The sequence below is a fragment of the Kineococcus deserti genome, from assembly GCF_050871945.1.
Lineage (GTDB): Bacteria > Actinomycetota > Actinomycetes > Actinomycetales > Kineococcaceae > Kineococcus.
On the sequence record NZ_JBJLSI010000042.1, the window covers coordinates 1 to 20,177 of the forward strand.

At 73.8% G+C, this 20,177-nt stretch carries 19 protein-coding genes; 11 read left to right on the forward strand and 8 right to left on the reverse strand.

The annotated features are described in order from the left end of the window. Positions 1-118: 118 nt before the first annotated feature. Entirely contained in the window at positions 119-874 is a 756-nt protein-coding gene (locus tag ACRYR2_RS22335; protein WP_432565096.1) for an SDR family NAD(P)-dependent oxidoreductase, read from the reverse strand. Between the two features lie 72 nt (positions 875-946). Here ACRYR2_RS22335 and ACRYR2_RS22340 point away from each other — a divergent pair, with 72 nt between their 5' ends. From ACRYR2_RS22340 to ACRYR2_RS22360, 5 genes are all read left to right on the forward strand, one after another. After that, entirely contained in the window at positions 947-2,113 is a 1,167-nt protein-coding gene (locus ACRYR2_RS22340) for a M20 family metallopeptidase (RefSeq protein WP_432565097.1), read from the forward strand. A 14-nt stretch (positions 2,114-2,127) separates the two neighbouring features. Then, a complete protein-coding gene (locus tag ACRYR2_RS22345; protein ID WP_432565131.1) occupies positions 2,128-3,387 on the forward strand; it encodes a glycoside hydrolase family 32 protein in 1,260 nt (419 codons plus the stop codon). 174 nt (positions 3,388-3,561) lie between these two features. Continuing rightward, a complete protein-coding gene (locus ACRYR2_RS22350) occupies positions 3,562-4,920 on the forward strand; it encodes an RraA family protein (protein ID WP_432565098.1) in 1,359 nt (452 codons plus the stop codon). Then, positions 4,917-6,254: a TRAP transporter large permease subunit gene (locus ACRYR2_RS22355; protein ID WP_432565099.1), complete on the forward strand. Its 1,338-nt coding sequence runs from the start codon at positions 4,917-4,919 to the stop codon at positions 6,252-6,254. The genes ACRYR2_RS22350 and ACRYR2_RS22355 overlap by 4 nt, the downstream gene beginning before the upstream one ends. A gap of 33 nt (positions 6,255-6,287) precedes the next feature. Continuing rightward, a complete protein-coding gene (locus ACRYR2_RS22360; protein ID WP_432565100.1) occupies positions 6,288-6,548 on the forward strand; it encodes a hypothetical protein in 261 nt (86 codons plus the stop codon). Between the two features lies 1 nt (position 6,549). Here ACRYR2_RS22360 and ACRYR2_RS22365 read toward each other — a convergent pair whose 3' ends face one another. Continuing rightward, a complete protein-coding gene (locus ACRYR2_RS22365) occupies positions 6,550-7,314 on the reverse strand; it encodes an IclR family transcriptional regulator (protein WP_432565101.1) in 765 nt (254 codons plus the stop codon). 92 nt (positions 7,315-7,406) lie between these two features. Here ACRYR2_RS22365 and ACRYR2_RS22370 point away from each other — a divergent pair, with 92 nt between their 5' ends. Together ACRYR2_RS22370 and thrS are read left to right on the forward strand one after the other, a co-directional pair. Next, positions 7,407-8,390, forward strand: coding sequence for an alpha/beta hydrolase (locus ACRYR2_RS22370; RefSeq protein WP_432565102.1), 984 nt, complete (start codon positions 7,407-7,409; stop codon positions 8,388-8,390). Between the two features lie 145 nt (positions 8,391-8,535). Beyond that, positions 8,536-9,705, forward strand: a complete 1,170-nt coding sequence (thrS, locus tag ACRYR2_RS22375; protein WP_432565103.1) for a threonine--tRNA ligase — start codon at positions 8,536-8,538, stop codon at positions 9,703-9,705. A gap of 10 nt (positions 9,706-9,715) precedes the next feature. Here thrS and ACRYR2_RS22380 read toward each other — a convergent pair whose 3' ends face one another. Beyond that, entirely contained in the window at positions 9,716-11,011 is a 1,296-nt protein-coding gene (locus tag ACRYR2_RS22380; RefSeq protein WP_432565104.1) for an MFS transporter, read from the reverse strand. A gap of 169 nt (positions 11,012-11,180) precedes the next feature. Here ACRYR2_RS22380 and ACRYR2_RS22385 point away from each other — a divergent pair, with 169 nt between their 5' ends. Together ACRYR2_RS22385 and glmS are read left to right on the forward strand one after the other, a co-directional pair. After that, positions 11,181-12,071, forward strand: coding sequence for a LysR family transcriptional regulator (locus tag ACRYR2_RS22385; RefSeq protein WP_432565105.1), 891 nt, complete (start codon positions 11,181-11,183; stop codon positions 12,069-12,071). A gap of 209 nt (positions 12,072-12,280) precedes the next feature. Beyond that, on the forward strand, positions 12,281-14,113 hold the full coding sequence (gene glmS, locus ACRYR2_RS22390; RefSeq protein WP_432565106.1) for a glutamine--fructose-6-phosphate transaminase (isomerizing): 1,833 nt from the start codon (positions 12,281-12,283) through the stop codon (positions 14,111-14,113). A gap of 64 nt (positions 14,114-14,177) precedes the next feature. On the opposite strand, the gene ACRYR2_RS22395 is transcribed toward glmS, so the two are convergent. From ACRYR2_RS22395 to ACRYR2_RS22410, 4 genes are all read right to left on the reverse strand, one after another. After that, a complete protein-coding gene (locus ACRYR2_RS22395) occupies positions 14,178-15,398 on the reverse strand; it encodes a hypothetical protein (RefSeq protein WP_432565107.1) in 1,221 nt (406 codons plus the stop codon). A gap of 64 nt (positions 15,399-15,462) precedes the next feature. Next, positions 15,463-16,356, reverse strand: a complete 894-nt coding sequence (locus ACRYR2_RS22400; protein WP_432565108.1) for a hypothetical protein — start codon at positions 16,354-16,356, stop codon at positions 15,463-15,465. Between the two features lie 133 nt (positions 16,357-16,489). Next, positions 16,490-16,705, reverse strand: a complete 216-nt coding sequence (locus ACRYR2_RS22405; RefSeq protein WP_432565109.1) for a hypothetical protein — start codon at positions 16,703-16,705, stop codon at positions 16,490-16,492. A gap of 2 nt (positions 16,706-16,707) precedes the next feature. Continuing rightward, entirely contained in the window at positions 16,708-16,854 is a 147-nt protein-coding gene (locus tag ACRYR2_RS22410; RefSeq protein WP_432565110.1) for an antitoxin, read from the reverse strand. A 143-nt stretch (positions 16,855-16,997) separates the two neighbouring features. On the opposite strand from ACRYR2_RS22410, the gene ACRYR2_RS22415 reads away from it, so the two are divergent. Both ACRYR2_RS22415 and ACRYR2_RS22420 read left to right on the forward strand, forming a co-directional pair. Next, the gene (locus ACRYR2_RS22415) at positions 16,998-17,552 is read left to right on the forward strand and encodes a hypothetical protein (RefSeq protein ID WP_432565111.1); all 555 of its coding nucleotides are present in this window, start codon (positions 16,998-17,000) and stop codon (positions 17,550-17,552) included. After that, positions 17,552-18,721: a zinc-dependent alcohol dehydrogenase gene (locus ACRYR2_RS22420; protein ID WP_432565112.1), complete on the forward strand. Its 1,170-nt coding sequence runs from the start codon at positions 17,552-17,554 to the stop codon at positions 18,719-18,721. The genes ACRYR2_RS22415 and ACRYR2_RS22420 overlap by 1 nt, the downstream gene beginning before the upstream one ends. Positions 18,722-18,725: 4 nt before the next feature. On the opposite strand, the gene ACRYR2_RS22425 is transcribed toward ACRYR2_RS22420, so the two are convergent. Continuing rightward, complete coding sequence (locus ACRYR2_RS22425) at positions 18,726-20,171, reverse strand: ABC transporter substrate-binding protein (RefSeq protein WP_432565113.1); 1,446 nt, start codon at positions 20,169-20,171, stop codon at positions 18,726-18,728. Between the last annotated feature and the right edge of the window lie 6 nt (positions 20,172-20,177).

Consider the following 20,177-nt stretch of genomic DNA (forward strand, 5'->3'; position numbering starts at 1 on the left):
CCCCCCCCCCCCCCCCCCCCCCCCCCCCCCCCCCCCCCCCCCCCCCCCCCCCCCCCCCCCCCCCCCCCCCCCCCCCCCCCCCCCCCCCCCCCCCCCCCCCCCCCCCCCCCGGCCCGCCTCAGAAGACGTTGGCGAGGTACCCCCCGTCGACGGGCAGCGTGTGCCCCGTGATCCACGCGGCATCGCCGGAGGCGAGGAACGCGACGGCACCGGCGACGTCCCCCGGTTCACCCACCCGCCCCAGGGGGTACCGACCGGCCCACGCGTCCGGCATCCCGGGCCGGTCGTCCCAGACCCGCGTGCGGATCGTCCCGGGCGCCACCACGTTGCAGCGGATCCCGTCCCGGGCGTGGGTGGCGGTGAGGTCGCGCGCCAGGGCTCCGAGCCCCGCCTTGGCCGCGGAGTAGGCCTCGTCCCCGATCCCGGCGAGCGCGTTGATCGAGCTCACCAGCACGATCGAGGGCCCGCGCGGGCTGCGGCGCAGCGCGGGCAGCGCGGCCCGGCAGCAACGCACCGCTCCCAGGAGGTTCAGGTCGAGGTTGGCGACCCACTCCTCGTCCGGCGACTCCTCCAGGGGGCGCTGCGGGAGGGCGCCTCCGGCGGTGTGGACGAGGGCGTCGACCTCGAGCCCGGCGAAGGCGGCGTCGACGGACGTGGGGTCGAGGACGTCGACGGCGTGGGCGCTGTGCCCGTCCCCCGGGGGTGTCGCCAGGGTCGGCAGCACCGCGCGGGCTGCGTCGACGTCGAGGTCGAGGAGCGCGACGCGCGCGCCCTCCTCCGCCAGCCGCTGCGCGCAGGCGCGGCCGATGCCGTGGCCGGCGCCGGTGACGACCACCCGCCACCCGCCGAACCGCTCGCACCGCGAGGTCCCCACCGCCCGGATCCTGCCACCGCCGCATCCGGCGATCCAGCGCCGAGGGCACCCGGTCACGGCAGGATGGGCCCGGTGACGAGCTGGCCGCTGAGCACACCCGCCGCCGACCTCACCGCGTGGATCGCGGACCACCGGGACGAGGTGCTGCAGGAGGTGCGCGCCTACGTCGAGGTCGAGACCCCCTCCGACGACCGCGCCGCCCTGCAGCGCGGACTGGCCTTCGTCGAGGACTGGATCGCCCGCCACCTCGGCGCACCGGCCGGGCGGGAGGTCACCGACGGCGGCGACCACGGTGACGTCGTGGTCCTGGACCTGCCCGGCGACCTGCCCGGCGACCCCGTCGTCGTCCTGGCCCACTACGACACCGTCTGGCCGCTGGGCACCCTGGCCGAATTCCCGTTCAGCCTCGACGGCGACGTGCTGCGCGGCCCCGGCGTCTTCGACATGAAGTCCGGCCTGGCCCAGTTCGTCTGGGCGTGCAAGGCGCTGCAGCACTTCGACGTCCCCCGCCGCTCGGTGCGGTTGCTGCTGGGCGGCGACGAGGAGGTCGGCTCCCCCGTCGCCCAGGACGTCATCCGGCGCATCGCTCCCACGGCCGCCGAGGTCCTGGTCCTGGAGGCCAGCGGGCCCGGCGGGACGGTGAAGACCGCGCGCAAGGGCGTCGGCCTGTTCCAGGTCCACCTCACCGGCGTCGAGGCGCACGCCGGGCTGGACCCGACGGCCGGGGCCAGCGCGGTCCTGGCGCTGGCGCGGGTCGTCCAGCAGCTGCACGCCGCCACCGACCTGTCCGCCGGCACCTCGGTCAACGTCGGCGTCGTGAGCGGGGGCACCCGCCCGAACGTCACCCCCGGCAAGGCCTGGGCCGGCCTGGACGTCCGCGTGGCCGACCCGGCCGAACAGCACCGCATCGACGAGGTCCTGGCGACGCTGGACACCGGCGACGACCGGGTCACCTGCGAGGTCACGGGCCGCTGGAACCGTCCCGTGATGGCCCGCACGCCCGGCACCGCCGCCGTCTACGAACGCGCCCGCGACCTGGCCGCCGGGCTGGGGTTCGAGCTCGGCGAGATCGCCGTGGGCGGTGCCAGCGACGGCAACTTCGCCTCCGCCGCCGGTGCCGCGGTGCTGGACGGGCTCGGCGCGGTCGGCGGCGGCGCGCACGCCCGCTCCGAGCACGCGACGGTCTCGGGACTGCTGCAACGCACCGCACTGCTCGCCGCCCTCCTGGCCACGGCATGATCGGTGGGGTGACGATGCAGGAGCCCGACTTCCGCCCGCTGGCGCACTTCACCGCCCGGGACACCTGGCTGAACGACCCCAACGGGTTGCTGTTCCACGACGGGGTGTGGCACCTGTTCTTCCAGAACAACCCGCACGGGTCGGTGTGGGGGAACATGTCCTGGGGCCACGCGACGTCCGCGGACCTGCTGCACTGGCAGCACCAGCCGCTGGCGATCGGCCACGAGGGACCGGAGGCGATCTTCTCCGGCAGCGCCGTCGTCCACGAGGGCCGGATCGCCGCGGTCTACACGAGCGCCTACGACGACGGGATCCAGGCGCAGTCCCTGGCGTGGAGCGAGGACGGGACCACCTTCGTCAAGGACGCGGCGAACCCGGTCCTGGACCGCGGGTCGACGGGTTTCCGCGATCCCAAGGTGTTCCGGTACGGCGGTTCCTGGCGGATGGTCTCGGTCGAGGCCGACGAGCGGACGCTGCTCGTGCACTCCTCCGACGACCTGCGCACCTGGACGCAGGTCGGCAGCTTCTCCGACGAACCCGGGGTCGGGATCTGGGAGTGCCCGGACCTGTTCCCGCTCCTCCTGGACGGGCAGACGCACTGGGTGCTGCTGCTGAGCGTGCAGGACGCGACGGGTTCGCGGGTCGAGTACCGCGTCGGGACGTTCGACGGGGAGCGGTTCCAGGGTGGCCCCGCCCGCTCGTTCGACACCGGCCCCGACGTGTACGCCGTGGCGACGTGGACCGACGCCCCCGACGACCGCCGGGTCCTGCTGGGCTGGATGGCGCAACCCACCTACGCCGGCAGCACGCCCACCGGGCCCTGGCGGGGGGCGATGACCCTGCCGCGCGACCTCGCCCTCGCCCGGCAGGGCGGCGAGCCGACGCTGGTGCAGACGTTCTCGCCCGAGGTCACCTCGGTGTTCACCCGCGAGGTGACCGACCTGCCGACGGCGTGCCTGGTGCGGTGCGGTTTCTCCGGGGACGCCTCCTGGGAGTTCGGCGCGGGGCAGGACGTCCTGCGGATCGCGGTGGAGTCCGGGGAACTCGTCGTGGACCGGCGCCGGTCGGGGATCGTGGACTTCCACGAGGAGTTCGCGCGCGAGACGCGGGTCGCGCTGCCCGAGGGCGTCGAGGGGTTCGACCTGTTCCTCGACCGGTGCTCGCTGGAACTGCTCGCCGGCCCCTCGTCGGTGACCCAGCTGGTCTTCCCCACCGAGCCGTACCGCGAGGTCCGCACGGACGGGTCGGCGACGGTGCGCGTCCTGGACCGGTGAGCAGCGGCTCCCGACAGCCACTCACGAGCGGTGATCCCGCCGGCCCACGCCGGACGGGGTCACCGCTTCCGTCGTTCTGGGTTGACCTCGAGGTGAGCCGGACCACACACTATCTCCAGACGCAACAAGCTTCCACACCGTGAAAGTGGAAGTGACACTACGAGGAGGTAGTCGATGACCGTCGCCGTTCTGGGTCTGGGTGAGGCCGGGTCGTTGTACGCCCAGGGCTTCCTGACCGCGGGCCGGTCCGTCGTGGGTTTCGATCCCGCGGACGTCCCCACCCCCGACGGCGCGCAGCGCGCCGACAGCGTCGCCGCCGCGGTGGCCGACGCGCAGATCGTCCTCGGGCTCACCGGGGCCGCCCACGCCGAGTCGGTCCTGACCGCCGCGCTGCCCCACCTGCGGCCGGGCGCGGTCTTCGTGGAGATGAACTCCGCGGCCCCGGCCCTGAAGCGCCGGCTGGCCGCCGCGGCCGCCGCCGTCGACGTCCCGTTCGCCGACGTCGCCGTGGTGGGTTCGGTCCCCGAAGGTGGCGCCCGCACGGCGCTGGTGGTCTCCGGAACCGGCGCGGCCGCCACCGCCGAGGCGTTCGGCGCGCTCGGGGCGGAGGTCGAGGTCCTCGAGGCCGAGGCCGGCGCGGCGGCGCAACGCAAACTGCTGCGCAGCGTGTTCATGAAGGGCCTCGGCGCCCTCGTCGTCGAGGCCCTGGCCGCGGGCGAGGCCGCGGGCGACCTGGACTGGGTCCGCGACCAGGTCGCCGGCCAGCTCGCCGGCGGTGCCGCCTGGATGGACCGGCTCGCCACCGGCACCGTCAAGCACGGCGTCCGGCGCAGCCACGAGTCGCAGGCCGCCGCCCAGATGCTGCGCGACCTGGGCGTCTGCCCGACGATGACGCTCGCGAACGCCGACCTGCACCTGGGCGCCACCCGCGACGAGCAGCGGCTGGAGGACGGGCTCCTGGCCGCCTACGCCGACGTCCCCGTCGCCAACGTCGGCGACGCCCGCGACCGGCTCGGCCTGGTGGCCGGGCGGATCCACGCCGTGTGGCCCGGCGCCCGCGTCGTCGGCCGCGCGCTGCCGGTGTTCTGCCGCAAGGGCGAGAACATCGGCATCCTCGCCGCCCTCGACGTCGCCCAGCCTGGCGACGTCCTGGTCGTCGACGGGCAGGGTGACCCCGACCGCGCCCTCATGGGCGAACTCATCGCCGAACGCGCCCGCGTCAAGGGCATCCGCGGCATGGTGATCGACGGCGCGGTCCGCGACGTCGAGGAACTCCAGCACCTCGGTTTCCCGGTCTGGGCCCTGGGGTCCTCCCCGGCCGGCCCGTACAAGAACGGGCCCGGCTGGGCGGGCCGCCCCGTCGCCGTCGGCGGTGTCGTGGTGAACCGCGGCGACCTCGTCGTCGGCGACCCGGACGGTGTCGTCGTGGTTCCCGCCGCCGAGGCCGAGGCCACGTTGCGGGCTGCCCGGGCCGTGCAGGCCGACGAGACCCGCCGCCGCGCGGCCATCGTCGCGAGCGGCGCGCCACGGTGATCGCGATCTGGGCGCTGGGCGCCTACATCTCCTCGATCATCGTCTGGAACGCCGTCCTCAAGCGCAACATCGGCGAGGCCATGCTCGTCGGCCTGCTGGTGACCGTCGCCTTCGCGGGCCGCGACGTGTTCCACGTCCTGGCCGAATCCGTCACCGAGGCCATGCAGGAGGAGGTCACCTACGCCGCGATCGCGTTCGTGGTGGCCAGCCACCTCATGAGCCGGACACCGATCCTGTTGCGGCTCATCGACATCTTGAACTCCCTGCTGGGCCGGGTCCGCGGCGGCCCCGTGTACACCAGCATCCTGGGCGGGGCCGCGTTCGCCGCCATCGCCCACATCGGCGCGGCCGTCACGGCCGCGGTGGGTTCCATCACCATCCCGTGGATGAAGCGTTCCGGCGTCAGCCCGCACATGTCGGCCACGGTCGTCGCGGGCTGCGCGGGCATGGGCATCACGTTCCCGTTCAGCGGGACCATGTTCATCCTCGTCGGCTCCGCCGGCGTCAGCCAGCTCATGTCGGCCGACGAGATCGTCGTCCCGTTGTTCATCGCCGGTGCCTGGTGCCTGGTGTACCGGCTGGCCGCGGCGTTCGTCATCGTGCGCCGGCACGGCATCCAGGCCATGGACCCCGCCGACCTGCTGCCCGTGCGCCGCAGCTTCGGCGTCGGCTGGACGTCGCTGCTGCTGCTCGTCGCGATCGCCGTCCCGGTGCTGCTGACGCTCGGGCCGACGGGCCGTGCGCTGAACTCCTGGACCGGGGTCGACGTCGGCGACGCGATCAGCCTGGTCCTGTGGATCCCCGTCCTGCTGATCGTCCTGGTCGCGGTCCTCGGCCGTGACGCGCTGCCGAAACGGCCCGCCCAGTGGTGGGCGCTGCTCGGCGACAGCGCCCCGCGCATCGGTGTCGTCGGCGTGACGATCGTGGCGGCGTTCGCCGCCTCGGGGGCGCTGGCCTCGCTGGGGCTGCCCGCGCAGCTGGCCTCGCTGCTCGGCCGGCTCGACGCGCCGCTGTGGGTGCTGGCGATCTGCGTCGGCGTCCTGGTCGTGGCCGTCGCGATCCCACTGACGGGTTCGGCGACGATGGCCGCCATCGGCCCGGTCGCCGTCGCCACGCTCGTGGGTGCAGGGGTTCCGGCTCCCGTCGCGGCCTCGGCCGTCCTGGTGTTCGCCTCGACCGAGGGGGCTTCTCCCCCGTCGGCGGCACCGATCTACGTCGCCAGCGGCATCGCCGGCGCCGACCCCGGCAGGACCTTCAAACCCCTGGTCGGGTACTTCTGCCTGCCGATCCTGGCGATCGGCGTGCTCATCACCCTCGGCGTCCTGCCGATCTGACCGCTGCCCTGCGACTCGAAGGCGAGTTCGACGATGACCCGAGTTCTGCGTTTCACCTTCACCCTGGCGACCCTGCTGCTCGTCCTCGGTGGTCTGGTCCTGGTCGGCGCCCAGGTGGTCGCCATCGTCCTGGGCCACGGCGACTGGCTGGAGGTGGTTCCCGAGGTCGTCGGCCCGCCGACGATGGTCTCCGCCAGCGTCGCCGGGCTGCTGGCCTTCGTCCTCAGCTACCGCCGGGAACCGGCTGCGGCCCGGGAGACCCACGAGGAGAACGGCGCCTCCCAGCCCGCGTGAGTCACAGTCCCCGCGACCACGCCTCCGCGATCGCCGAGGCTGCGCGCAGGACCTCGCCGGCCCGGCCCTGCAGTTCCTCCCGGGACTTCTGCTCGACCGGGCCGGCGATCGACAGGGCGCCGAGGAGTTCGCCTGCGCGGGTGCGCACGGGAACGCTCAGGGCGATGACGCCGACCGCCCGCTCGCTGACCGAGATGTGGTAGCCGGTGCGCCGCAGGGCGTCGAGGTCCCGCTGCAGCGGATCGACGTCGAACGCGACCCCGCTGGCGTCGGGGAACCGCTCGAGGTGGGCGGCCAGCCCGGCGAGTTCGTCGGCGGTGAGGTCCACCGCGATCGCCTTGCCGGCCCCCAGGTGCAGCGGCAACCGCCGGCCGATGGGCAGTTCGTAGCGCAGCGGCCACCGGCCGTCGACACGGGCCACCAGGACCCGGTCGAAACCCACCCGCTCGTACAGCGAGCAGGTCAGGTCGGTCTCGGCGGCCAGTTCCTGCATGATCGGCCGGGCGCCGCCGACGAGCCGGTCGTTGACGAGGAAGGAGTGCGCCGCCGCCAGCACCGAGGGGCCGATCCGGAACCGGCGCCCCTCGGAGGCCACGTAGCCCCGCGCCTGCAGGCTGGCGAGGATGCGCGAGGCCGTCGGCAGGGTCAGGCCCGTGCTCTGCGCGACGTCGCTCAGCCGCAGCGGCCCCTGCGCCCGCTGCAGGGCGTCCAGGACGTCGAGACTGCGGTCCAGGGAGCGCATGGTCGAGGAACTCTGCTCGGGCACCCGGCCATCATCCCCGATCCGCGAGCACACCTGGCCGGTCCCCGGCCGAGCTGGTAGACAACCGTCCGACCCGCGCAGCCGATGGAGGACCCGTGGACACGTCGCACCTGCTGGACCCCGAACTCGTCGCTGCCCTCGAGGTCCTGCCACCCGTGCAGCTGAGCCTGGAAGGACTCCCGGCGATGCGCGCCGAGGCGGCGGCGCAACCGCGTCCCGAACTGCCCGACGACGTCCAGGAACGCGAGGTGCTGGTACCGCGCCCGGGCCGGGAACCGTTGCGGCTGCTCCTCACCCGCCCCGTGGACCTGCCGACCCCCGCCCCGGCGGTGCTGTGGATCCACGGCGGCGGCTTCGTCCTGGGCAGCGCCGACGAGGACCGGGTCGAGACGGCCTCCTACGCCCGGGCCGTCGGGATGCTCGTCGTCTCGGTCGACTACGGGCTGGCGCCGGAGAACCCCCATCCCGGACCGGTCGAGGACTGCTTCACGGCGCTGCGGTGGGTGCACGACAACGCCGCCGAGCTCGGCGTGGACACCGCTCGCGTGGGCGTCGGCGGCGGCAGCGCCGGCGGTGGGCTGGCGGCGTGCCTGGCGTTGCTGGCCCGCGACCGCGGCGGGCCGCCGCTGGCCTTCCAGTTCCTCGTCTTCCCGATGCTCGACGACCGCACCGTCACGACCGACGACCCGAACCCGGTGACGGGCGAGTTCGTCTGGACCCGGGAGGCGAACGCCTTCGGCTGGCGGTGCCTGCTCGGCACCGCACCCGGTGGCCCCGACGTCTCGCCGTACGCCGCCGCGGCCCGCGCCCAGGACCTGTCCGGGCTGCCGCCGGCGTTCCTGGAGGTGGGTTCCCTGGACCTGTTCCTCGACGAGGACCTCGAGTACGCACGGCGGCTGGTGCGGGCGGGCGTCCCGACCGAACTGCACGTCCACCCCGGCGCGTTCCACGGCTACCAGCGCGCACTCACCTCGACCGTGGCCCGCACGTCGGCCCAGCTCGGCACCACCGCGCTGCGCCGGGCGCTGCAGGAAACTGCTTGGCAGGCCCCGTCCGGCCGTGCCACCCTGACGACGTGAACAGCTGCCAGTCGCGCACGACGACGCCGGACCACTCCCGGCGTCGCGACCAGCACTGAGCTGACCTGAGTCCGAGCCCCGGGGGTTTCCCCCGGGGCTCCTCTCGTGCACCCGGGGACCCTCACCGATCTTCCTGGAGGAACCCGTGGACCACTCCCGCCTCGGCCGAGAACTCGGCCTGTTCGACACCTCACCGCTCGTCGGGCCCGGCCTGCCGCTGTGGCTGCCCGACGGGGGCGTCGTGCGCGGCGAACTGGAACGCTTCGCCCTGGAGCTGTCCCAGCGCACCGGTTGCGCCCGCGTCAGCACCCCCGTGCTGGGCAAGCGGGAGCTGTTCGAGCGGTCCGGCCACTGGCAGAAGTTCGCCGCCGACATGTTCACCCCGGTGCGGGTCGGGGACGAGGAGTACGTGCTGCGGCCCGCGAACTGCCCCCACCACACCCAGGTCTACGCCGCGCGCCCGCACAGCTACCGCGACCTGCCGGTCCGCTACGCCGAACTGGGCTCGATGTTCCGCAGCGAACTGTCCGGCGTGCTCGTCGGCCTGCGCCGCGTGCGGCAGATCAACCTCGACGACGCGCACTCCTTCTGCCGCCCCGACCAGGTCGTCGACGAGGTGCGCCTGGCGCTGTCGGCGGTCCGCGAGGCCTACGCCGTGCTGAAGATCCCCATCAGCAGGTTCCGGTTGTCCGTCCGGGGCGCGGGCGGGTCCTACCTCGGCGACGACGAGCTGTGGAGCCGCGCCGAGGGGCAGTTGCGCGAGGCGCTCGGCGACTGCGAGCACGACGTGGCCCCCGGCGAGGCCGCGTTCTACGGACCGAAGATCGACGTCCAGGTCGCCGACGCCGCCGGCCGGGAGGAGACCCTGTCGACCGTGCAGGTCGACCACGTCCAGCCCGAGCGCTTCGGCCTGGAGTACGTGGGGCCGGACGGCCGCCGGCACCGGCCGGTGATGGTGCACCGCGGCCTGCTGAGTTCGATCGAGCGGCTGGTCGCGGTGCTGCTCGAACTGGACGGCGGGTGGTTGCCGACCTGGCTGTCCCCCGTGCAGCTGCGGATCCTGCCCGTCAGCGGCGCACGCCACGGCGCCCACGCGCGTGACCTCGCCCGGCGCTTCACCGGGCTGCGGGTGGAGGTCGACGACGAGGGGCCGCTGCCCCGCCGCGTCCGGGACGCCCGCGAGCGCCGGATCCCCCACGTCGCCGTCGTGGGGGACGCGGAGGTCGCGGACGGCTCGCTCGCGGTCGACGGGCGGGCCGTGGACGTGGCGGAGTTCCACCGCGACCTGCTGGCCGCGGTGGCCCGGCGCGGGTGAGGGCCCGTGCTCAGCGGGCGAGCGCCGCCGCGTGCGCACGCCGCCGCGCCACGGCCGGCTGCAGGGCCAGGACGAGGGCCATCGCCACGGCGACGGCGAGCGGCACGAGACCGCAGACGGCCATCCCGGCCCGCACGCCGGCGTGCTCGGTGATCCAGCCGATGATCGGGCCGCCGATGGGCGTGCCCCCCATGAAGACGAGGACGTACAGGCCCATGACGCGGCCGCGGTACTCCTGGTCCACCCACAGCTGCACCGAGGAGTTCGCGATGGCCTGGAAGGCGAGGTTGGTGACGCCCATGACCACCAGGATCACCATGAACGTCCCCAGGTTGGGGGCGAAGGCGGCGAGCGACTGCGCGGCGCCGAAGGCGGCGCCGAGCAGCAGGATGAGCCGCAGCCGCGAGTGGCTGCGACCGCCGGCGATGAGGGCGCCGGCGATCGAGCCGACGGCGAGGACGATGTTGAACGTGCCGTACATCCCGGCCCCGGCGTGGAACGTCTCAGACGCCATGGCGGTCAGGACGACGGGGAAGTTGAGCCCGAAGGTGCCGAAGACGCCGACCAGGGCGATGGTCCAGCCGACGTGCGGGCGGTCGGCGACGTAGCGCAGCGCCGAGCGCAGCTGGCCCTTGGCGCGCGGGATCGCGGTGGCCGGCTGCAGTTCGGCGGTGTTCATCGAGGCCAGCGTGATCGTCGGCCCGACGTAGAGCAGGGCGTTGACGGCGAACGCCCAGCCGGTCCCGACGGTCCCGATGAGCACGCTGGACAGCGCCGGGCCCACCAGGCGGGTGGTCTGGAAGACGGCGGCGTTCAGCGCGACGGCGTTGCGCAGGTACTGCGGTGGGACGACTTCGCCGACGAAGGACTGCCGGGTGGGGTTGTCGAGGGCGACGACGAAGCCGCCGACGACGGCGAGGGCGTAGATGGCCCCGACGGAGATGTTCCCCGAGATCGTCAGGACGGCCAGGGTCGTGGCGACCGCGGCGCTGCACAGCTGGGTGATCAGCAGGATGTTCCGCTTGGGGTAGCGGTCGGCGATCATCCCGCCGTACATGCCGAACAGCAGGATGGGCAGGAACTGCAGCGCCATCGCGATGCCGACGGCGGCCGGGGATCCGGTGAGTTCGAGGGTCAGCCAGTCCAGGGCGATGTTCTGCACCCAGACGCCGGTGTTGGCGAAGGCCTGCCCGGTGGCGTAGGTGCGGAAGTTGCGTACGCGCAGGGCCGCGAAGGTGGCGCGTCCCTTGGTGGTACTGGTCGTGTTCGTGGATTCTGCCCTGGCTTCGGCGGCTGCCGGTGTCACTGACCTGATGCCTCTCGTACTGACCGTGTTCCGTGGGTGGTGCCGGGTGGTGACCTGGGGCCACTGACGGTGTGTCACCATCATCGGCGACGACCCGGGTAGGGTGCAGCTCGGTAAGCGGCTTATCAGTCATCACGTGTCGTGATGACCGCGACGGAGCGGGGGTCGGATGAGTGCGGTCCCGGGGTTGGCGGGGACCTTCGAACCCGTCCAGCTGCGCACGTTCCTGGCCGTGGCGCAGACCCACTCGTTCACCCAGGCGGCGGCGCGGCTCGGCGTGCGGCAGTCCACCGTCAGCCAGCACGTCCGCAAGCTGGAGGACTCCGTCGGTCGCCAGCTGGTGCACCGCGACACCCACTCGGTCTCCCTCACCCCCGACGGGGAGGCCATGATCGGTTTCGCCCGCTCGATCCTGGCCTCGCACGAGCAGGCCGCGGCGTACTTCACCGGCGCCCGGCCGGTGGGCCGGCTGCGGATCGGGATGTCCGACGACCTGGCCCTGACCCGGCTGCCGCAGATCCTGCGCGACTTCCGCACCGAGAACCCGCGCGTCGACCTCGAGCTGACGGTGGACCAGTCCGGCACGCTGCACCGCCGCCTGGAGAACGACCGGCTCGACATCTTCATCGGCAAGCGCCCGCCGCGGTCGGGCGAGGGCAAGCTCGTCAAGCGCGAACGGCTGGTCTGGGTCGGCAACTCCTCCACGCGCGTGGACCTCAGCCAGCCGGTGCCGCTGGTCGTCTACCCCTCCCCCTCGATCAGCGGCGACGCCATGCACGAGGCGCTGAACCGGGTCGGCGTCGGCTACCGCTCGGCGTGCGTGTGCCGGGGCGTGAACGGGCTGATCGCGGCGGTCTCGGCCGGGATCGGCGTCTCGTGCCTGGCCAGTTCGCTGGTGCCGGTGCAGCTGGTCGCCCTGGGGCCGCAGCACAAGCTGCCCGAGCTGGGCCAGATCGACCTGGTCCTGCTGACCAACCCCAAGACCCAGGACCGTCCCGCCTCCCGGGCGCTGGCCGCCGCGGTCCTGTCCGGCGGACCCTCCACCCTCGCCCCCTCCTGAGCCGGGGGATCCGGGACCCGGGCCGGTGGAACGGGGTCCGGACGGGTTCGGCTCCCGCCCCTCGACGGGTGGTGCCACGTCTCGGCGCAGACCTGCGCAAGGGCGGAAACCCCGGGCCGCGTGTGCTGTCCTGTGCCCTGCCGGACCCCGGGTCGAGGCGGACCCGCGAATCCACCGTCCGGCGTGGACGTTCCCCGTGGAGGCGTGCGATGTGCGGCATCGTTGCTGGAAGGTACGACGACTCGAACGGCTCGGCCGACTCGCCGGACGGGTTCCGTTGCGACCACGGGACCGGTCTGGTCGACGTCCTGCTCGCCGGGCTGCACCGGCTGGAGCACCGCGGGTACGACTCCGCGGGCCTGGCCGTCCTGTCCCCCGGCGCACCCACCGTCGAGCGCCGCCGAGCGGTGGGCCGGCTGCGGGACCTGGAGTTCCGGCTGCGGGCCGAACCCCTCACCCCGGGTGCACGGACCGGCGTCGGCCACACCCGGTGGGCGACGCACGGGGGCGTGAGCGAGGAGAACGCCCACCCGCACTGCGACTGCACCGGCCGGGTCACCCTGGTGCACAACGGCATCATCGAGAACGCCGGCGAGCTCGCCGCCCTGCTCGTGGCCCGCGGTCACCGGCTCACCTCCGACGTCGACAGCGAGGTCGTGGCCCACCTGGTCGAGGACGAACTCGCGCTGGGCTGGGACCTGCAGGCCGCGGTCCGCATCACCACCGGCCGGCTGCGCGGCTCCTGGGCGCTGGCCGTCCTGGCCGCCGGCCACGACGCGCTCGTCCTCACCAGCCGCCGCTCCCCCCTCGTCGTGGGCACCGGTCCGCGCTGCGTGGTGGCCGCCAGCGACGTGGTCGCCCTCGTCGGCGTCTGCGAGGAGGTGCGGTTCCTGCACGACGACGACCTCGTCGAGGTCGCGCAGACGGTGGACTGGTACGACGGCAGCGGCCGACCGGTCGAGCGCACCGCGGTCCGTCCCCACTGGGAGGCCGAGCGGACGAGCACCGCCGGCCACCCGGACCGCACCGCGCGGGAGGTCGCCGAACAGGCCGACGCCGCGGCGGTCCTGCTGGAGGACTGGCGGCCCGACGTCGCCGCCGGCACGGTCTGGGACCGCCTCGGCCTGCCGGTGCCCTCGGCGGTCCGCTTCCTGGCCTGCGGGACCTCGCGGCACGCCGCCGAGGTCGCCGCCCGGATGCTGCGCCGACTCGGCCGGATCCACTGCGAGGTCACCACCGCCTCCGAGCACGACCCTGACGACCGGGTGCCCGGGGAGACGACCATCGCCTTGTCCCGGTCCGGGGAGACCACCGACGTCCTGCGCGCCCTGGAGGACGTGGACGGCCCGTTGCTGGCCGTGACGAACTCGGCGAGCTCCACCCTCGCCCGGCGGGCCGACGCGGTGTTCGACCTCGGCGTCGGCCCCGCACCGGGTGCCGCGGCGACCAGGACGTTCACCGCGCAGGTGCTCGCCGGGGTGTTCCTGGCGCTGTCGGCGGCCGGCGGCACCCTGCCTGCCCGCGCGCTGGGGACCCTGGTCGCAGAACTGGACGCGGTTCCGGAGGCCCTGCGGCACGCCGGCGAGATCGCCACGGTCCGCGCGGCCGACCGGGCCGGTCACCTGCGCGACCGGCCGGGGTTCCTGTTCGTCGCCCGCGGCGCGGCGCTGCCCTACGCCGCGGAGGGGGCGCTGGAGCTGGAGGAGCTCACCCACCGCTGGGCCCGGTGCTGCCCCTGCGGGGAGCTCCGGCACGGGCCGCTGGCCCTGGTCGAGCGCGGGACGCCCGTCGTGGTGGTCGAGGACGGGGCCGCCGCCGTGGACACCGTCGTCCACGAGGTGTCCGCCCGGGGAGCCGAGGTGCTGCGCGTGGGGTTCGGCGCGGGCTGCGCCTTCCCCGTCCTGCCCCAGCCGCAGCCGCACGCCTGGGGCCCGCTGGAGTCCGTCGTCGCGTTGCAGCACCTGGCCCGCGGCATCGCGACCGCCCTGGGCCGCGACGTCGACCGCCCCCGCGACCTCGCCGGGTCCGTCACCGTCGCCTGAGCCCGGCCCTGCGTCGGGGTCACCGCCCGCCCCCGCCTCGGCCCGGGCGGGAGCGCGGCGGGGCCTACCGCCCGCCGAGGATGTTGCGGATCTGCTGCATCTGGTCGTCGCCGACGCCCAGCTGGCCCATGACGTTCTCCAGCCAGTGCGGTTCGCCGTCGCCGAACAGGTCGCCGAACGGGTCGTCCTCCTCGCCCTCCTCGGCCGCTGCGGCGATGGCGGGCCAGAACCCGCGCGCCACCGTCCAGGGCGCGGACTCGCTGAGGATGCCGAAGACCGCGAGGTCGGACAGCCGCTCGCGCAGCTCCTCGACGGCGACGCCGGCCGCCGGGCCCAGGGCCGAGGCGCTGTCGACGAGGTCGTTCAGCGCGGCGTCGTCGAACGGGTTGCCGGTCATCGCCGAGGCCAGGATCGTCGGCAGCACCGCGTCAGCGATCGAGAACCCGCCCTCGATGGTCGTGGGGTCGTCGAGGATGAACCGGCCCACGAGGTGGCGCCGGATCTCGCGCGGTTCGGGGGCCGGGTCGAGCCAGCCGTCGGCCTCCGGCCCGGGGGCCAGCAGCGTCTCGTCCTCGCCGTCGAGCAGGTCCAGGTCCAGCATCGTCAGCACGACCTGGCGCAACCACGGGACGTCCTCGAGGTCCTGCGGTTCGCCCTCGTCGTCGGCGGTGATCGGGATGCGGTGCTCGAAGGCGGCCAGGATCGCGGTGACGTCGTCGCCGGCGAGCTCGGCGTCGTCGGGGACCTCGATGCCGTCACCGATGTGCGCCAGGACGGCCTGCGCCGCGCGGACGGGGAAGGAGGCCAGGACGGCCTCGTCCTCCTCGCCCTCCTCGACGGTCTCGGCGGCCGCGGCGAGGACCTCGGTGATCTCCGGCGGCTCCCCGGCCACCAGCACCAGGCACGTCTCGAGGTCGCCGGCCGACCCCTGCCAGCGGCCGGTCTCACCGAGGAAGGTCAGGAGCTGGTACCAGATGGCCTGCAGGTCCTCGGCCATCTCGTCGGGTTCGGGGGTCTCGGTGTCCTCGACCATCGCCGGGATCACCTGCTCGACCAGGGCCTCGACGTCCGGCGGCGTCAGCCGCGTCAGCGAGGCGCCCGGGCGGACCACGAGCAGCCCGCCGGCGCCCACCGTCAGCGCCTCGACGACGGCGGCGGAGCCCACCTCCTCGTCGACCTGGACGTTCTCGTCCAGCCACGCGGTGAAGGGACCGCGCAGCTCCTGCATCGCGCGCTCACCGAGCGCGTAGGACTCGTGCACCAGGGGCCTGTCGTCAGCTGCCACCGGCCCAGCCTGTCACCCCGGACGTGATCGTCTCCACCGTGGCCGGTGAGCGGCCGGCGAACGTTCAGCCGGCCAGGGCCAGACCGCCGACGGCCGCCCCCTCGAGCAGCCCGTCGTCCGCGAGGCGCGTCAGTCCCACGTGCACCGCCGGCTGCGCCCCCCGCGCGATCCGCCACGGGATCCGGTCGGGCAGGACCTCCCCGGCCACCAGCGGTGCCAGCCGGCCGTCGGTGACGAGGTCGCGCAGCAGCCGGCCACCCAGGGCCACGTCGGCGGGTTCGGCGGAGGTGCTCAGCGCCAGGACGTACCCGGCGGCCGGATCGGCGCGCACGACGCGGACCACCTCGGCCACGACGATCCGTCGGCGCGCCTGCGCAGCGTGCGCCGCGACGTGCGAGTCCCACGACGCCCACCGCGGACCGCGCTCACCGGTGGCCCTCAGCAGGCCGAGGTCGGTCAGCACCCCGCGCAGTCCGGCGTCGCCGGGAGCACGGCCGCGCAGCACGTCCTCGGCGTCCCGGACCAGCCGGGTGCGCTGCAACCGCGCGAGCTCGGCGGTGGGTGGGGTCCGCAGGGTGTGCGCCCCGCGCCCCAGCAGACCGTCCCGGGGCGGTCGGCGCAGGAGGTCGTCGACGGTGCGGTCCTCCGCACCGGTCCAGCGCCCGCGAGCGCGCAGGAAGGACACGTACCGCCGCCACAGAGCGCAGGTCGCGGCCGTCTCGGCCGACCGGTCGGTCCCGGTGGCCTCCGCCCGCGCCCACGCCTGGGCCATCAGGAGGTCGACGTCGCCGGGGTCCAGGCTCGTGACGACCCGGTCCGGGCGGCTCTCCCCCCGTCGCCGCAGCAGGTCTCGGCGCGAGGCGCCGACGGCGGCCACGACGTCGTGGCCCGCGGGGTGCCCGAGCTCGTCGCCGAGCCACGCGGCGAACGCCTGCTCCACTGCCCTCAACGTCTCCACGACGGCTCCCTCGATCGGCGGAGCCTCACGCTAGGCGCAGACGCGCCGAGGCCCCCCGGGTTGTCCACAGGCGCCGGTCAGGCGGGGTCCTGTGCACTCCCGGAGGGCCTCGACGACCTCGTCGACGCGGTGCTCAGCGCTTCTCGTACGACGCGAGCGCGTTGCCCACGCCGAAGAACGTCGGCGCCCAGTGGCCGATGAAGATCCCCCACCGGTCGGCGCGGTCGATGCCGGCGTCCTCCTTGTCCTTGGAGACGTACCAGGCCAGGAAGGACAGGCCGATGCTGGCGAAGCCCGCGGTGTAGGCCCACTCCGACTTCACGCCGAGGTCGTGGAGCTTGGAGATCACCATCACTCGCCGATCTTCTCGTCGGCCGCCTGCTGTCCCTTGTCGACCTTGTCGTCGAACTTGCCGCCGGTCTTCTGGTCGACGGCGTCGCCGGCCTTGTCGATGCCGGCGTCGCTGGCCTTCTCGGTGATGTCGTTGAAGTCGGGCACGATTTCCTCCATCGTCGTTCGGCAGGACGCCTTCGAGTTTCGAGAGCGATCGGGCCGTGCGCATCTCGAAACTCCGGAGTGCGTCGGCGACCGGCCCGCCGTAGCGTCGGGGTCACCTGACGTCGCAACCCTGGAGGGTGACCGTGGCCTCGCCCCGCGACCTGCTGAGCGGCGCGCGCAGCGCCGCCGCGAAGGTCCTCAAGCACACGCCCGCCACCGGCGCGGCGCACCAGACCCTCACCGTCGAGCAGCCCGCCGAACGCGTGCTCACCGCGGTGCGCGACGCCTCGGTGCTGTCGCGGTTGCTGGGTGAGGCGGGAACGGTGGACGCCGTGGGCGACCGCTACACGTGGCGGCTGGGGGACGACAGGATCGTGACGACCCTCACCGAGACGAGCGAGGGCCTGGACTTCCTGCGGGTCCCCGGCGGCGGTGAGCACGCGGCCGGCCCCGCGAAGGAGCACGCGGAGGACCTCGCGGACGACACCGAGGGCGGCGCCGAGGCGACGAGCGCGCCGCTGGCCTCCTTCCGGGTCACGGCCCTGCCGAACGGCCTGCGCACCGAGGTCCGGTTGCAGACCGACCTGCCCGGCGGAACCGCGGAGTTCACCGTCCTGTACCGGCTGCGCGCCCTGTTGCAGACCGGTGAGATCCCGACGATCACCCCGCAGCCGTCCGGCCGGAAGGGAGACCGCTGATGCGCGCCCTGGTGTGGAACGGCGTGAACGACCTGGCCGTGGAGACGGTCGAGGACCCCCGCATCCTCAACCCGCGCGACGTCGTGCTCCAGGTGTCGCTGACGACGACGTGCGGTTCGGACCTGCACTTCATCGACGGTTACCTGCCGGGCATGCAGCCCGGTGACGTGTTCGGCCACGAGTTCATGGGTGTGATCACCGAGGTCGGCTCCGAGGTGCGCGACCGCAAGGTCGGCGACCGCGTCGTCGTCCCCTCGTTCATCGCGTGCGGTGCGTGCTGGTACTGCGAACGCGAGATGTACTCGCTGTGCGACACCACCAACCCGAACGCCGAGCTGCAGCAGCCGTTGCTGGGCTACCCCTCCGGCGGGATCTACGGCTACACGCACCCCTTCGGCGGGTACGCCGGTTCGCACGCCCAGTTCGTGCGGGTGCCGTTCGGCGACGTGAACTGCTTCCCGGTGCCGGAAGGCGTCGACGACGTCTCGGCGCTGTTCACCTCCGACGCGGTGCCGACGGGGTACATGGGCGCGGACTTCTGCGACATCTCCCCCGGCGACACGATCGCGGTGTTCGGCGCCGGCGCGGTCGGGTTGATGGCCGCCGCGAGCGCGAAGCTGATGGGCGCCGACCGCGTCATCGTCGTCGACCGCCTCCCCGAGCGGCTGGAACTGGCCCGGGACCGCCTGGGCCTGGAGACCGTCGACTACTCGCAGGTCGACAGCGTGCAGGAGGTGCTGCGCGAGTCCACCGGCGGCCGGGGACCGGACGCGGTGATCGAGGCCGTCGGCATGGAGGGTCACGGCACGGGTCTGCAGCAGGTGCTCGACCGCGCCAAGCAGGCCGTGCGCGCCGAGACCGACCGCGCCACCCCGTTGCGCGAGGCCGTCCTGGCCTGCCGCAAGGGCGGGGTGGTCTCGGTGCTCGGCGTCTACGGCCTGACCGACTCGTTCCCGACCGGTGTCGTCCTGAACAAAGGGCTGACGATCCGGTCGGCGCAGCAGCACGGCCAGCGGTACGTGCCGCGGCTGCTGCGCCACCTGGCGGCGGGCGAACTGGACACCTCGTTCCTGGCCACCCACCGGATGCCGCTGGAGGAGGCCGTCGAGGGGTACCGGATCTTCAAGGAGAAGGAGGACGGCTGCCTGCGCGCCGTCTTCCAGCCCTGAGCCGTCAGGACGTGGGCCGCACCCAGTCCTGCCCGGGCACCCAGTCCGGGAAGGCGTAGTCGGCCCGCGAGACCTGCGCCCCACCCGCTGTTGCCGTGGCGATCGCGGCGTCCAAGTCGGCGTTGAACCGGCCGTTGAGGTCGCGCAGCGCCGCCTTCAGGTCCGTGATGTCGCCGCCGAGGTAGCCCTGCACGATGTCGCCGAGGTGCGGACTGACGGGTTTCTGCGCGGCCTGGACCTGGGCGATCGCGGGATTGCGGACGATCGCCTCGGGTGCCCGTCTGACCGACTCGGCGAACCACACCGCCAGTTGCCGGTACGGCTCGATGACGTCGGCGGTCTCGACGACGGACAGGTCCGAGGGCGGCTGGTCCATCCCGCTGGCCAGGCCCTTCTGGTACTCCGTCGTCGTCATGGACTCGATGACGGCGTTGGCCTGCTCCGGGTTGGCGGTGGTGCCGGCGATGAAGAACTGCGCCGCCGGGGTTCCGCGGTAGGTGACCACGGGTCGCCCGTCGGGGGTGAGGATCGGCCCGACGCCCATCTTGTCGGCGAACTCGGGCACGACGTTCTTCGCGCCCCCCGCGCACCACGGGCCGTCCGGGAAGTACCCGGCCACCCCCGAGGCCCAGCGGGTGCGGGCGTCGGCGACGGTGAGGCTGCCGCTGCCGGCGAGGATGAGACCGGAGTCGTTGAGCTCCTTCCAGAACTCGATGGCGTTGACGTAGGTGTCGTCGTCGTAGGCGTACTCCCCGGTGGCGTACTCCATGCCCTGGAACCCGGGGAAACCGGCGGCCTGGGCGAGGTCGTCGATCTGCTCGCGCATGCGGGCCACTCCGCCGAGGGCGAGCACCATGGGGGCGGCGTCCCCACCACCGGCCTTGATCTTCTCCAGGTTGGCCCGGAAGTCGTCGTAGGAGGCGGGCGGGTCGTCGGGGTCGAGCCCGGCTCCGCTGATGATGTCGACGTTGAACCAGTGCGCCGCGGCGTACTGCTGGTAGCTGAACAGCGGCAGGCCGTACAGCTTGCCGTCGATCGTGGTGATGCCCTCGGTGTAGGCGCCCTCGGGCAGCGCGGCCTTGGCCTCCTCCGACAGCGTGATCTCGTGCAGCCACCCTTCGGCGACCAGCGCCGGCAACGGCAGGCCGACGACGTTGCTGTAGATGTCGGGCAGCTGCTTGCTCTGGTTGGCCAGCTGCAGCGCCTCGGTGGACTTGCTGACGTCGTTGTAGGTGTACTCGATCGAGGCACCGGTTTCCTGGGACTGCTTCGTGGCCCACTCGGCGTGGAACTTCTGCAGGGCGCTGAAGTGGTCCCACCAGCGCAGCGTGACGGGGGCGCCGGGGCCACCGCCGCTGCCGCTGCTGCCCCCGCCGCAGGCGGCGAGGAGGGCGGCACCGGTGAGGCCACCGCCGCCGGCGAGCAGCGAACGGCGAGAGATGTGGGGCATGACGGG